Annotated in this window: 8 protein-coding genes and 1 pseudogene; all 9 read right to left on the bottom strand. The window is 70.5% G+C overall.

Going from position 1 to position 14,015, the window contains the following annotated elements; genetic code table 11:
* Positions 1-68 precede the first annotated feature (68 nt).
* The 9 genes and pseudogenes from BFF76_RS17830 to BFF76_RS17870 all read right to left on the bottom strand — a co-directional run bounded on the left by BFF76_RS17830 (position 69) and on the right by BFF76_RS17870 (position 13,851).
* A complete protein-coding gene (locus tag BFF76_RS17830) occupies positions 69-1,196 on the bottom strand; it encodes an effector-associated domain 2-containing protein (protein ID WP_065848597.1) in 1,128 nt (375 codons plus the stop codon).
* On the bottom strand, positions 1,193-2,359 hold the full coding sequence (locus BFF76_RS17835; RefSeq protein WP_065848598.1) for an alpha/beta hydrolase family protein: 1,167 nt from the start codon (positions 2,357-2,359) through the stop codon (positions 1,193-1,195). The genes BFF76_RS17830 and BFF76_RS17835 overlap by 4 nt, the downstream gene beginning before the upstream one ends.
* Positions 2,360-2,450: 91 nt before the next feature.
* A complete protein-coding gene (gene fxsT, locus BFF76_RS17840) occupies positions 2,451-6,782 on the bottom strand; it encodes an FxSxx-COOH system tetratricopeptide repeat protein (RefSeq protein ID WP_031096228.1) in 4,332 nt (1,443 codons plus the stop codon).
* The gene (locus BFF76_RS17845) at positions 6,782-7,834 is read right to left on the bottom strand and encodes an AAA family ATPase (protein WP_031096226.1); all 1,053 of its coding nucleotides are present in this window, start codon (positions 7,832-7,834) and stop codon (positions 6,782-6,784) included. The genes fxsT and BFF76_RS17845 overlap by 1 nt, the downstream gene beginning before the upstream one ends.
* Complete coding sequence (locus BFF76_RS17850; protein WP_234316817.1) at positions 7,831-9,240, bottom strand: VMAP-C domain-containing protein; 1,410 nt, start codon at positions 9,238-9,240, stop codon at positions 7,831-7,833. Before BFF76_RS17850 ends, BFF76_RS17845 begins: the two co-directional genes overlap by 4 nt.
* Before the next feature lie 273 nt (positions 9,241-9,513).
* On the bottom strand, positions 9,514-10,521 hold the full coding sequence (locus BFF76_RS17855; RefSeq protein WP_053930840.1) for a LacI family DNA-binding transcriptional regulator: 1,008 nt from the start codon (positions 10,519-10,521) through the stop codon (positions 9,514-9,516).
* 196 nt (positions 10,522-10,717) lie between these two features.
* A pseudogene (locus BFF76_RS17860) lies at positions 10,718-11,686 on the bottom strand (pectinesterase family protein); the annotation flags it as partial.
* A gap of 279 nt (positions 11,687-11,965) precedes the next feature.
* Entirely contained in the window at positions 11,966-12,760 is a 795-nt protein-coding gene (locus BFF76_RS17865; protein ID WP_065848600.1) for an ATP-grasp domain-containing protein, read from the bottom strand.
* A 134-nt stretch (positions 12,761-12,894) separates the two neighbouring features.
* Positions 12,895-13,851, bottom strand: a complete 957-nt coding sequence (locus BFF76_RS17870; RefSeq protein ID WP_107418447.1) for an arabinan endo-1,5-alpha-L-arabinosidase — start codon at positions 13,849-13,851, stop codon at positions 12,895-12,897.
* Positions 13,852-14,015: the final 164 nt, after the last annotated feature.

The following is a 14,015-nucleotide window of genomic DNA, read 5'->3' on the forward strand; positions in this document are numbered from 1 at the left end:
GCGGTGGCACAGGATGCCACCGTTTACTCCATCATGACGACTGAGACCCCTTACCGAAACCCGTGTGATCACGCCAGCAGATCACGTATCGGGCCCAGGTCTGCGAGGAAGTCCTGTATCGCTGCCTTCAGTTCGGAGGCACGGGCGGGATCGTCATCGATCAGTGTCACTGCGGCGTACAGCTTCCACAGACCGTCCGGCTGAGTTCTGAGGGCGCGGAAGATCCCGATCACATCGGTCCGCGGCATGGGGTGCCTCGGCATCCGTGCGACGACGGCGGCGGGCAGCTCGCTGACCAGGGCCTGCCGTTCGTCACGGTCACTCATCAGCGGATACGCCATCAGGGCCGAGACGACCCGGGCGGTCGGAGGTACTGACGGCCGGGGACGCGCCTCCTTGCCCCAACCGATGAGCTCGCGGTGTCCTGGCGCTTCGAGACGGAGGCTGGGCGCTTCGAAACGGAGGCCGGGCCCCTGGGTGGTGAGGCCCGCTTGCCGAAGAGCGTTCATCCTCGCCTTGACCGCGCCGAACAACGGCAGGGGTTCCGGCAGCGGATCGTCCGGCAGTTCGCGCAGGACGATGTCCGAGAACAACCCGAGGCGGCGTTCCGGGTCGTTGCCCGCCCGCTGCCCGCGGCCCGCGGCGAACATCAGCGTCTGCTCGTGTGCGGCGACGCGCGCCCCGGTGGGAAAACGCTCGGTGGGCAGCGACTGGGGGAAGTGGTGCATCTCGTCGAAGGTGCGACACGCGTCGACCATCCACATCTGCACTCCGAGGCCCGGGGCCACGTCACTTCTGAGCCGGGCGAGTGCGGACTCGACGTGTATGTTGCGCCGGTCAGTCTGCGTGGCGTCGGCGGTGTAGAGCCGCGTGTTCTCGTCCTCGTCCAGCACCCCGTGGCCGCCCCACCACACCCACAGCGCCTCGTCCCGGCGGTCCGGGAGTTCCTGGACGAAGGCGCGCCTCAGGGAGTCGTGGTCCGCCGGGCGGAACGGGATGCCGGGGGCCGTCCCGGGCAGCGGTGCGAGGTGGAGCTGGATGTGGCCGTCGGGCACCCCGCGGGCCAGCAGCCAGTCGCGGAAGCGCAGGGCGTCCCGGGCTGGCCCCGGAAGGTCCCAGCCGGATCCGGCGGCGTACCGCTCGATGCCGACGACCAGGGCGAAGATACGGTCCGGCGGCACGGGCCTGCGGTTCACGGCAGCCGCTCCCCGATCGCGCGGTAGACAGCCGGATCGGTCCAGTAGGCGCTGTGCGCCACGGGGAAGGGCTGCCGGCTGTCGGTGGCGACATCGTGTGCCCGGCCGGGGAAGAGCGGCTCGGCGGCGTACCCCAGCAGGTCGCGGCGATCGTACAGATTCAGCCACGGTGGTACGTGACCGGGCAGCGGAGCGGGATGGGCGAGCGAGGGCAGCGCGCCCGTCTCGTACAGGAAGGGGCCCTGCGAGCCGACCGTTATCAGGAGTTCGACTCCCGGCAGGGGCCCGGATATGAGGGTGTCGAGCGCGACGATGCCGCCGAGGCTGTGTCCGAGCAGGACCACGGGCGGCTCCGCTGTCGCCACCAGATCCCGCAGGCCCTGGCGCATGTCCTCACCTCGGGCGAGGTACTTGAGGATGTCGCCGGCGGCCGGGTGCGCGGCGTCGGTCAGCGCGCGGCGGCGGCGCACGGCGTAGCGGGAGCCGAGGCGCACGATCGGCCTCCCCGCCAACCGCAGCAGAGGTCCGCGGCCGGTGCCCGCCGGCGGGGCGCCCAGACGCTCGGCAAGCACCGCGACAGTCGCGTCCCTCACGTCGCCGCCACTCTGCACGGGGCTGTCGGCCGCGAGTTCGGCGGCCACGACGACAGCGGTCAGCGCCCGGGCCAGTACCCATGCCAGGGCCTCCGGGTCGAGGGCCTCGGCGGCGGGACCTAGGAGAGGGTTGCGCGCCAACTCTGCTGCCGCAAGGGGAAGTCCGGGGCCGAGCGCGCCCGCCCCGAGTTCGGTGTCTCCGGCGATCCCCCGAAGGAGAGCCCTCGGACGTTCGTCCGGGAAGGCCGCACCGGGCGCCGTGACGCGCGGGCCCGCTCCGGCGGCGGCGGTGGCGAGCTCGGCCGAGGGGTCCTCGTACAGCCGGGCCCACTCCTCCGCCTCGTCGCTGTCGTCAGGACCCCCGGTGCTCCGACCGGTTCCCGCGCCGGGGGCCGCCGGGATACTGGCGCCGTCCGCGGCGAGCTTCGCCCCGTACCTCCCGCCCCAGTCGTACGCGATGACACGAGTCCCGGGAGCGGTTGTCGCGAGACCTGAGACGATCCGCGCGAGCAGCGTGCCGAGATGTGGTTCGCGCACACCTGTGCCGTGAGTGAAGACCACCGTGGTCATGTGTCCGCCCCCGTCGTCTCTGTGCCGCCGGTCCTGCCCGTCGCTGTGGGAGCGGTGGGCAGGACCGGCGGTTCCCCGGTCTGCCTCGACGTCACATCGGCAGTGGCGTGATGTCGCACTCGATGCGCTGGTGGAGCCTGGCCGCCGTGTGCCAGGGGTGGTTCGCGCCGAGCAGACGCGAAAGCCCCTGTGCCGCGACACTGTTCAGCCGGTCGGCCTCCTCCGACTCGCCGAGTCCGCGCCGGTCGAGCGCCAGATTCGCCGTGCAGGCGAGTGTCAGCGGATGTTCGGGCCCGGCGATCTCCGTGAGCTTGGGGAGCAGGTCCGCGTCGGCGGCCATGGCCTGTGCGAAGTCCAGCCGCGCGTAATGGTCGTTGGCGCGGCACATCGCCGCCGTCAGCGTACTGATGTGGCGCGTCCCCAGTGTGCTCTCCAGGCCCTCCAGAGCCTGGGCGTCCAGCGCCTCCGCCCGGTCCGTGTCGCCCTGTGCCCGGAGCGTCGCGGCGAGGTTCACCCTGGCGAAGTGGGTGTAGGGATGGTGGTCGCCGAGTACCGCGAGGTAGCCGGACAGCGTCTGCTCCCCCAGTTCGCGGGAGCCGACGAGGTCGCCGTTCAGGCGGCGTTCGACCATGGCGTGGTTGGCGGCACAGAGCGCGTCGGTGTTGTTCAGACCGTAGCGGCTGGTGAACCGCTCGAGGGTCTGCTCGGCGAGGGTGGCTCCGCCCTCGACCACACCGGCCCTGCGGCGGCACACCGCGAGATTCAGCGCGGCGCGGATGGTGGCCGCGTTCGTTTCCCCGAAGTGGGTCACGTACGGCAGGTAATTGGACTCCTGGAGTGCGCGGGCACCCAGGTAGTCGCCGGCCTCACGCAGGTCGATGGACAGTCCGTTCAACGTGTTGAGCGTCAGCCCGTTCACGGGGCCGTACAGCAGTTCCCTCTGCCGCGCGGTCTCTTCGTCGATCTCCCGCGCCAGTGCGAAGTTCCCGTTCAGCCGCAGCGTCACACCGTAGTCGTGCGCCGCGCTCAGCGTCGTGGGGTCCTCCGGTCCGAACAGGTCGCTCGCCCGGGTGAACGCCTCCTCGGCCAGCACGCGCGCCTGCGTGAACTCACCCTGGTGCCGCAGCGCACCGGCCATCTGCCACATGGAGTCGATGAGTTCCTCGTCGGGGATCTGCGCCCCTCGTGAGATCGCCAGAGCCCGCTCGTTGTGCACGATCGCCTCGCCCGGGCGCCCCAGCAGCCGCAGGTAGAAGCCGAGGAGCTTGGTGATCCTGATGACGTGGAGGTCCTCGTCACCGGACTGGGCGCGCCACGCGGCCCAGGCCAGCCGGGCCTGGGCCGCGCCTGATTCGTGCGCACCCCAGTAGTAGAGGAAGAACACCATGTCGTAGACGAGGTCACGGACCCACGCGTCGGAGCTCTCCACCGCTCCGGACGCGATCACGTGCGGGAGGATCGCCTGGTAGGCGGGCCACTGGTCCGGTGAGGCGGGCGCACCGGGCTTGGCCGTCGTGAGCAGCAGGTGGGCGGCCCGCGTCATCCTGGCCCGCTCCTCGGGATCCATCCTGGCCACGATCACGTTCTGCATCAGCCGGTGCATCTGCAGGGTGGCGGTCTTGTGGTCCAGCCTCACCAGCGACAGCTTGCTGAGGTCCCGGGTCGCGCGGGCCAGCAGCAGGGGGTCACGCAGGACCGGGTCGAGTTCGGGGGTGACCTCGACGTTACGGCCGCCCCTGAAGAGGTTGAGCGGGATGGGCTCCGGCGCCATGCAGGCGCAGATCTCGAGGAGTTGGCGTGCCGCCGGGTTGTCCCGTGAGAGGCGCCCGAGGGAGATGTCCCAGACCGCCGCGACCGGCAGCGGGTAGTCGGGGGAAGGGTCGAGTTCGAGGATCTCTGGGCGGCGCTCCTCCAGCAGGCTGAGGTACTCGTCGACCGGCATCCCGGTGGCGGCGTGCCAGGCGCCGGCCTGCTCGACCGCGAGGGGCAGGTCCCCGAGCGCCGCGGCGAGCCGGTCCGCGTCACCGTAGCTGAGGCCGCGGGCGCGGCGCTGCAGGAGCGCGATGCTCTCCTCCCGGTCGAAGACGTCGACGCTGAGAGGCGTGGCGACGCGTTCCCACTCACGGTTGCGAGAGGTGACGATGATCTTCCCGGGCCCGCCGTTGGGGAAGTAGGACCGGACGGCCTCGATGTCCTCGGCGTTGTCGAAGACCAGCAGCCAGTTGTCGAACGGCTTGCCCGTACGGAGTGCCTCGCGCACGGCGGGCACCGCGGCGTTGGCCTGCGGTCCCACCTCCAGGCCGAGGCTGCGTGCGAGGTCGGCGAGCGCCCCCAGGATCAGGTTCTCCTGCTCCGAGGGGATCCACCAGATGACGTTGAACTCGCCGCTGTGGCGGTACACGTACTCCACGGCGATCTGTGACTTGCCGACACCGCCCATGCCGTGCAGCGCGTGCGGGAGTACGGCTGTGGTCTCATCCTCCCGCAACTGCCTCTCCACCGCCGCCAGAAGACTTTCCCGCCCGGTGAAATTCGGGTTCTTCGGTGGCACGTTGCCCATGATCTTGGGCTGGCCCGTGCGGACGAACCGTAGCTCCGGTGCCGTCGTGTGCGTACGCTCGTCGACCCTCCGGGCATCCGGCTCGGTGTCTACGGGTGGTGTCGTCGGCGACACAGATCCTCCAGGTGGAACCGTCGATTGCGACGGGGAAGCGGGGCCGTTCTCATTCACATCAGGTGCCTCTTTATCATCTCTTGTCCCCTCCGCCGGCACTCCCGCGCCGCGCGACATCCCCCGGTTCAGCTGAGCGGCCCGGCGCCGGTACGGCAGACCTCCCAGCGCCCTCAGCACCGCCAGTTCGATGCGCACCCAGGCCGGCCCCGCCTCGCGGTCCGGGAGCGCCGCTCCCACCGGGTCACGCAGCGCCGCTCGCAGGCGTACGCCCTGGGACCGGCCGGACCGCGACTCCGCCAGCAGGGCCACCGCCCGCGCGAGTTGGGTGCGGCTGCCGGTGGCCAGCAGGGCCTCGCGTATGCCGTCGGCGAAGTCGGGTCCGCCCTCGCCGTCCCGGTTCCAGTCGATGAGGCCGCCCATCATCACCTCGGACAGGTGCTCGGGGCGGGTCTCGGGCAGCGCGCGGTCCCGCAGTTCCTCGATGACGTCGAACCGCACCGGCGCCACGGCCAGCAGAACGGCGAGCTGGCGTGCGAACGGGCTGGCCAGTGAGAAGAACCTGCGGACGGCGTCGGCCGCCGAGCGTGGCCCGTCGAGCCTGGGCGTCCTCAGCCCTGGAGCGGACACGCCCTTGGCCATGGCCCCGGCCAGCACGACCGGAAGCGCCCGGCGTACACCGCGTTCGCCCGTGACCAGATCGGCCCAGGCACGGAACGATCCGGGGCGCAGGCTGAGCACCGGAACGGCCACGGATCCGTCCCCGGTGCCGGGCAGGACGTGGGGGTGCTCGGGTACGCCCTGGGGAGGGTGGCACAGGACATGGCGATTGAGCGACCCGAAACCGGCGGCGTCGAGCCGGGCCCTGAAGGGGTAGACCGAGGACCGGTGGCGCAGGTACGGCGGCAGCAGATGGACCAGCGCCGTGGGCCCGGACGACGCGAGCCGCCCCAGCAGTTCGTCGGCGCCGCCCTCCGCCCACCCGGGTGCCAGCCCGTCGGTCACCACGAGGAACAGCCGCGACCCGCGACCGTCAAGGAGCTCGGCGGGGTCGGCGCGCCTGTTGCCGGGCCAGCGCAGCACGGGTGCCTCCCCGCCCGGCAGCGTGACGTCGACCGTACGCACGTCCCGGAAGGCCCCGCTGCGCACCGCTTCGTCGGACAGCTGACGCAGGGATCTGTCCCACACGGGCATGGTGGGCGCCCTGTCCACGAGCAGCATCAGATCGAAGGCGCGCTCCTGCACCGGATCGAGGTAGGGGATCCACAGTCCGTCGATGACACCGTTCTCCGCGGTGCGTGCCTCGTCGAGCTTGCTCTCGTGGCGTGAGGGCACCCGACGGCCGAAGCCGCGCAGGGCCTTGGCCAGGCGCAGAGGCACCGCGGGGCGCGTGGGGCGGATCTCGTGGGGCAGGACCGAGTCGGGCAGGTCCTGCCGGCTCTCCTCGACACCGCTGATCTCCGCACCGTGAAGGCTCTCGCCACTGCTTCCGGCAGGCACGATCTCCGGTGCCCCCTGCTCCACGGAAGGGGCCGGGACATCGGTGGAGTGCTCGGCCACACCGTCAGGTAAGGATTCCGGGGCCCCGCCCGCCCCTGCGCCGGTGCCGGTGTCGGCTCCATGCCACGCAGCCGCCAGCCAGACCGCGTCGGCGAGGTCCTGCCAGCTCGCCTCACCGTCGGTTTCCTGGAGGTCGCCGCCGCTCGGCGCGGGCTCCGTATCCGGTGCGCGTTCCCGTGGCGAGCCGTTCATCAGCGGCCTTTCGAGAGATCGCGGAGAAGCATCTCAAGAAGCTTGAGCCCGTCGGCGTCCGCCCGGAACCCGTGGGCCGTGGTCAGCTGCACCGCGTTGAGCAGCTGGTCGACGGACTGGGTGCCCCCGCCGTCCAGCCGCCTGACGAAGTCGTCCACGAGGTTCTCGATGCCTTCGGGGCGCCGGCCCAGGTGGCTCACCACGATGGACACCAGCTGTTCACGGCTGGGCGGGCGCATCTCGAGCGGAAGGCACCTGCGCCGGAAGGCTGCCGGGAACTCGCGTTCTCCGTTGCTCGTGATCACGACGACGGGGAACTCCGCGCACTCGACACGGCCCGCCTCGATGACGGCCCGGCCCTGGGGGTCGTCGGTGAAGACGGACACCTCGGCCACCCCGGCACGCACCAGTTCCGGGATCTCGTAACTGCCGTTCTCCAGGACGTGGAGCAGGTCGTTGGGCAGGTCGATATCGCTCTTGTCCAGCTCGTCGACGAGCAGCACCCGGGGGCGCTCGTACGCGAGCAGAGCCGTCCCCAGCGGGCCGAGCGTCACGAAATCCCCCAGGTCAGGGGCGCTTCCCGTGTTGCTCTCCGGCTCCGCGGCGCCCTCGGCGCGCCAGGCGGCGATGGCCTGGGCCCGGCCGATGGCGTCGTACTCGTAGAGACCGCCGCGCAGTGTGGTCCGGCTGACGATGCTCCACGGCAGCACCCTGCCCAGCCCCAGTTCCTGGGCGATCAGGTAGGCGAGCGTGGACTTGCCGACTCCGGGCGGCCCGGTGATCAGCAGAGGACGGCGCAGCAGGAGTGCGGCGTTGACCGCGTTGATCTCGTCCTCGCGTAACTGCGGGCCCTCCTGTACGGTGCCGAGCCGGCGCAGCGCGGACTGCGCGTCGTCGGGAGGAACCTGCTGCAGCGGGCTTCCCGCGAACACCCGCCAGGGCGGCGGCTGGGGCAGCTCCGGCGCGTCACCGGCGGGCGGTCGCCCCGTTGCGTGGAACACCCTCCAGGAGGGGGGCGTGACGGACTGCGCCACCGAGACCTGCTCGGTCATGCTGTCAACTCCTCGCAGTCGATCAGGCGGTTGGGATCATCCCACAGAAGTGCCAGATGCTTCCCGAGGGACCAGTTGTCACGGTTCATCCCCTCGGCCTTCTTGCGCAACGCGCTGACCTTCGAAGGGATTTGTGAGGGTGGGTGCGCCAGCAGCAGCGTCAGCACCTCGCCCGACAGCTCGGGGCTTCCCGTTCTGCGGTCCCAGGCCGCAAGACCCACCCCCTGAGCGATCGCGGTGACGAGTGCTTCCAGGCCGAGACCGGGCAGTGCGGGTACGTCGAGGATGACCGCGGTCAGGCCTGGGTCCGCTATCAGCTTGGCACGCCAGCGGTCGAGCCGCTCCCCCTCTTCGCCGTGCCAGCGGTAGGACTCGGCCACACCGGCGTTCCTGAGTTGTGTCCAGCGTTCCCGCCACAGAGGCAGATATCCGTCCGTCTGCGCCGCTCTCATGCGTTCGAGCGACCTCAGGTGGACGTGGTAGCGAAGACTGATCGGCAGCGGGTCGCCACTCCATGTGCCCATTTCCAACCGGGCCATATCGTGGTTCATCAGGGAGAACGGCACCACGAACTCCACCTGGGGCGTCGGTTCGCTCTCCGTCACCGGCATGCCCGCCCAGCGCTCCTGACCGCGCCCGATGGCTCGTTCGACCTCGTCCGCCAGTCCGTCGAGCGTCGTGGGGCGGACCTCCCCGGCCACCGGCTCCCAGTATCCTGGCGCGGCATTGACCCAGTGACGTACGTAGATATCGGCCGAACTGTCGTCGGCGGGCTCCACCATCACGACGAGGCAACGTGCCACTTCAGGGTCAGCCGTCGGCAGGGCCGCGATCGCGCGCCTGCGTTCCCCCAGCGCCTGCACGGCTTCCGGGCCGACTTCCCGGGCCCACGCGTCCGACCACTCCCTGAGCTCTTCGCGCAGCGCCGGCTGCTCCAGGAACGCGGTGATCTCGACCAGCACGAGCGCCGGGGGCAGACCGTCGACCTGGGTGTTGACCCCGCACAGGTGGTCGAAGCGCTGGGCCGGCGTCTGCCCGTAGGGGATGTCGACGCCCAACTCGTGGTTCAGCAGGGCGTGCAGACGGCCGTCGTCGACGCGCCGTACGTCGGCGAGCAGCCGGTGGATCTCGCGCACCGACCTGTCGGTGAAGTCGGGTGCACCCATGGCGCCCGCCCCGCCGGACCGGGCGAGCTCCGAGAGCCGGGCGAGCTGGGCGGAGGATTCGGGCCCCCCGATGACACCCACGGTGAAGGCCAGGGCCGCGAGGCCCGTTTCGTACCTCAGCAGGTCCCTGACGAAGAACAGCATGTCGGCGCGTGGATTCTGACGCCGATAGGTGAACTCCGCGCCGAGCTGTTCGGCGGCGAAGGCGATGAACTGGGCGCACTGATCGCGATCGGTCACGAAATCCTGCACGCACAGGAATTCGACCAGTCTTCCGATGAGTTGCGCTCTGGTCTCGTCCGGTTCATCCACTCCGGGCAGCCCGTGCACCACCACCGACCACCCCCGTCGAGTCGGTAACGCCGTTATGACAGACCGTGAAGTTATCACGTCGGATCTTCAGCAACCAGGTTCGATCCAGGCCCTGTTGACGACCCGTGACGCACGCGTGGCGGTCCGCACGACAGCACGCCGGGACACACACCACCCGGCCGGGTGAACGCGCCCCGGCACTCAGACCGGCGCCGGCCCGGAACTCGCGCGCACCGTCAGAACCGGCTCCAGCAGCTCCACTTCGTCGGTACCCCGGCCCGCGAGTTCGGCAACCACCTGTTCCACCGCTCTGCGCCCCATCTCCTGCGCGGGAATGGCCACGGAGGTGAGCCGCACCGATGCCTGCGTGGCCACCTGTTCGGGACAGATGGCCACGACGGACACGTCCTCCGGCACGGCGCGCCCCTGCTGCTGGAGCAGATTGAGCAGCGGCTCGACGGCGGCCTCGTTCTGGACGATGAAGCCGGTCGTTCCCGGCCGTTCGTCGAAGATCCGGCCCAGGGTGCCGGCCATGGCGGCGTACCCGCCCTCGCAGGGGCGGTGCAGGATCCGCATCCCCGTCTCCTGCGCCTTGGCCCGTATGCCGTCCACGGTCCGTTCGGCGAAACCGGTGTGCCGCTCGTAGACGGCGGCCGCCTCTCCGATCACCGCCACCTCGCGGTGCCCGAGGCCGGCGAGGTGGTCCACGCACAGCGCCCCGGTGGCCTCGAAGTCGAGGTCCACGCAGGTCAGCCCCGAGGTGTCGGCGGGCAGGCCGATCAGGACGGCGGTCCGGCCGGAATCGCGGAGGAGCGGCAGCCGTTCGTCGTGCAGTTCGACGTCCATCAGGATCATGGCGTCCGCCAGCGAGCTCCCCGCGATCCGGCGGACGGCCGCCGGGCCCTCCTCGCCGGTGAGCAGCAGGACGTCATGGCCGTGCGTACGGGCGCTCGTGGCGACGGCGATGGCGATCTCCATCATCACCGGCACGTACATGTCGGTGCGGAGCGGCACCATCAGAGCGATGATGTTGGACCTGCTGCTGGCGAGGGCGCGCGCACCGGCGTTGGGGTGGTAGCCCAGCTGTTGGATACTGTCCTCGACCCGTTCCCGGGTGGAGGCCGAGATCGACCGCTTACCACTGAGGACATAGCTCACCGTGCTCGCGGAGACTCCTGCGTGCTGGGCGACCTCGGCAAGCGTGACCATTCGGCTTCTCCCCTACAGTGGGCGACCGCAAGGGAGAGCGGGTGAAGCGCTTCGACAGCGCCTTGCTGTGCTCCCCTTCGCACTCTGACATGCACAGACACCCTCGAGCCTAGACTCGCTCACAGGCACTGTCCAGAGTGGAGTCGAAGCGCTTCGACCGCCGCTCACCGGTTCGGTCCGCTGCCGCCACCGTGACTCAGGACGCCGAGGGTGTCCAGCCTGCCAGCCAGTCGGCGGTCTCCTGCTCGGCGGCCCGGGCATCGGTGAGCTGCGGCCGGTCGCTGCTCGCCGGACCGGATCCGGGCCCGGTGTTCCTGTACTCCGCGAAGCGGTCGTCCTTCCAGGAGAAGCCGCTCATGTCCGTCCACGGGGCGGACCTGACCGCCGAGCTGAGCGTCGTGCCGCGGAAGGTGGCCATCGGGTCGAGCGAGGCGTCGCCGCCCGCGTGCCACGGCCGGCCGAGGTGGAAGGACGAAGCGGAGACACTGCCGTTGACGGTGGAGCCGGTGATCAGGAAGCCCTTGCGGTCGGCGGCCGTACTGGGGGCCGCGATGTAGCCGCCGGAGCTGCCGTCCCACCGCTTCTTCAAGGTGATGACCGACTTGTCGATCACCGCCGTGGCGCGGCCGAAGATGAAGTCCACGTTGCCGATGACGTAGGAGTTGGACATGTAGACGCGGCCGAGCGTCGCCTTGGACGCGGTGTCGAGCAGCAGGGTGTCCTGGTCGCCGGTGACGATCACGGAGTCGAGGAAGACCTTGTCTGCGGCGGTGCGCAGGGCCACGGCCTGGAGTCCGCTCATGTTCTGGTTGGCGGCCTCGTCGAAGTCGTTGGAGATCGTGAGGTTGCGGGCCTGGAAACCGTTGGCCTCGGCCGCGACGGTCGCGCTGCCGCTGGTCCCGTAGGTACCGGAGCCGTCGGGCTTCTGGGTGCCGGAGGCGTTGTTGTAGACGATGACTGTGTCGTTGCGGCTGGATCCGCTGCCCTGGAGGGTGACGTTCTGCTTGGTGGAGGGGATCTTCACCAGCTCGCGGTAGGTGCCCGGCTTGATGGAGACGACGACCCGCGCGGTGTTGCCCGAGGGGATCGCGTTCACCGCTGCCTGCACGGTGGTGTACTGCCCGCTGCCGTCCTTGGCGACGGTGAGGGTGGTCGCGGCCTCGGCACCGGATGCGGTGCCGAAGGACCAGACGGAGGCCACGGCCAGGAGCGCCGCCGCGCCCGCCGTCACCGCCCTGCGCGGTCCGGGGTGGAGGTCGGTGTGTCGTCGTCGCACGGTTGCCATGGCCTGATCCGTTCGTCGGGAAGAGGTGGGGTTCCGGGCAGTAGTCGCCGCAGCCGACCCGAAGGTTGCCGGGTCCCGGTCACGTCCGTAGCCGCCCAGACGGTGCCGGGTCCGGTCCCGGTCACGTCCGCAGCCGCCCAGACGGTGCCGGGTCCGGTGTCACGTCCGCCGGAAGCGTGCGTCCCTCTCCGACACGGCGTCACCGGGGCCCGCGGAGCGGAGCACCACGTCGAGCGCGCGGGCGGGGTCGGCGGCGTACACGTTGCTGAACCAGGCCATGTTGGCCTCGACCACCGCCCACTGCGCGTCCCCCGCCCCGTCGCCCCTGCGCATCTGTCCGACGTCGAGCACCACTCCGCTGGGCCAGGTCTCCGCGTGCGCCGCGGCCAGCCGCCCGGCGAATTCGCGTACGGCGGGCTCATCCGGGTGGCCCGCCAGGGGCGCCGCGTCGAGCCTGCCGAAGGTGGCGTACTGCGAGCCGGTGCGGATCTCCCCGTCCAGCACATGGAGCCGGAACTCCCTGACCCAGGTGACCACTTCGCTGATCTGGACGAGGGGATCGCCCTGGGGGCCCGGGGGGACGCGGAGGGCACCGCCGTCCGCGTACACGGCTGCCGGGAAGCTCTTGCCGGTGGGTGGCTTCACGAAGAGGGGGCCAGGTGTGCGACGGGCCTCGCCGAGCGGTACGCACCGGACGTGGCGCCCGGTGAAGGCGTACGGCAGTGCGTCGAGCCAGCCGTCACCCGGCTCCAGGAGCGCGATCCCGAGGCGGACGGCGGCCGTGTCGGCGAAGAGCGGACCGCCGTAGTAGTGCACCCGGGTGTCCGCGGGCGGCAGGGCGTGCGTCCCGCCGCGCGGCAGGACCGTCACGTCCATGCCGCGCTCGCGGGCCGCGCCGGCCAGCAGGGTGGCCGTGGTGGAGCGGTGCGGGGCGAGGGCGAGGAGTTCAGCCATGCCGCCGCAGCTTACGGTTGCCGGGGCCCGTGAGCTGCGGCGGACCTGGAGCTGGCCGGGTGCGGTCCCGGGAGACCGGCACGGGTTCGGCCTGCCGGCTGGTGTGGTTCAGCCGGCGCCACCGCCGCACACGGTCAGTAGGCGACGGGCCATCCGCTGCTCCAGTTCAGGAGGTTGACACCGAGCTTCGGGGTGCCGTTGTCCTGGCCGTCGTAGTAGTGGTAGACGAGCAGGTCGCCGTCGGAGTCCGCCAGGATCGACTGTCCGCCGGGCCCGATGTAGCGGCCGTGGGACTCCATGACGGGGGTGCCGCCGTTGCTGAGCATGCTGACGCCGTTGCGGTCCTTGTACGGTCCGGTGACGCTGGTCGCCCTGCCCACCTTGATCTTGTACGTGGAGCTGGTGCCGGCGCAGCAGGTGTCGTACGAGGCGAAGAGGTAGTAGTAGCCGTCGCGCTTCACGATGGAGGGCGCCTCGACGGCCTTGGTCCCGGTGGGCCGGGAGGCGAGCGAGCGGCGGGTGGTGTCGCCGGCGTACTGCTTTCCCGTGGACGGATCGAGCCGGATCATCTTGATCCCGGTCCACCAGGAGCCGAAGGACAGCCACCACTTGCCGTCGTCGTCGACGAACAGGTTGGGGTCGATGGCGTTGAAGTCGCTCGACGAGTTCGACGTGTACACGATCCCGTAGTCGCTCCAGCTGCCGGCCTGCCCGGTGGTGGAGGCCGCCAGGCCGATGGCCGACGTGTTGGAGCCGAAGGACGAGACGGCGTAGTACATCAGGTACTTGCCGCCCCGGTACGAGATGTCGGGAGCCCAGGGGTCGGACGCCGAGGAGTAGTTCTTCCACCAGCCGGGCTTGGTGGTGAAGGCGTTTCCGGAGCGGCCGAAGGCGGTGCGGTCGGTGGAGGTGCGCAGCTGGAGACCCTCGCCGGTCGAGTAGAGCAGGTACTGGCCGGACGAGCTGCGGATCATGCTGGGGTCGTGGACGACGATGTCGCCGTTGACGGCGCCGGGGTTGGGGTAGGCGGACGCGCTGCCAGGCACGAGGGCCATCAGGAACGCTGCGGGAAGTACGGCGAGGGTTCTCATCGGAGTGCGGCTCACGAGGGGACCTCCTTGGGGGTCGGGGTGGGGAGTCCACCCCGCAGTCGCCGCCGTGACCGCATCGGTTGCCGCGCGGCGCCTGCTTCCACCGGGAAACCGGACGTCGCGCGAAATCCCGAACAGGGTTATCTGCAAGTGCAGTTGAGTCA

It is taken from the genome of Streptomyces mutomycini (assembly GCF_001700505.1).
GTDB lineage: Bacteria > Actinomycetota > Actinomycetes > Streptomycetales > Streptomycetaceae > Streptomyces > Streptomyces mutomycini.

Excerpts from the sequence above, each read along its gene's own strand:
- BFF76_RS17835 (WP_065848598.1), bottom strand. The coding sequence starts at position 2,359 with ATGACCACGGTGGTCTTCACTCACGGCACAGGTGTGCGCGAACCACAT.
- fxsT (WP_031096228.1), bottom strand. The coding sequence starts at position 6,782 with ATGAACGGCTCGCCACGGGAACGCGCACCGGATACGGAGCCCGCGCCG.
- BFF76_RS17845 (WP_031096226.1), bottom strand. The coding sequence starts at position 7,834 with ATGACCGAGCAGGTCTCGGTGGCGCAGTCCGTCACGCCCCCCTCCTGG.
- BFF76_RS17855 (WP_053930840.1), bottom strand. The coding sequence starts at position 10,521 with ATGGTCACGCTTGCCGAGGTCGCCCAGCACGCAGGAGTCTCCGCGAGC.
- BFF76_RS17865 (WP_065848600.1), bottom strand. The coding sequence starts at position 12,760 with ATGGCTGAACTCCTCGCCCTCGCCCCGCACCGCTCCACCACGGCCACC.
- BFF76_RS17870 (WP_107418447.1), bottom strand. The coding sequence starts at position 13,851 with ATGAGAACCCTCGCCGTACTTCCCGCAGCGTTCCTGATGGCCCTCGTG.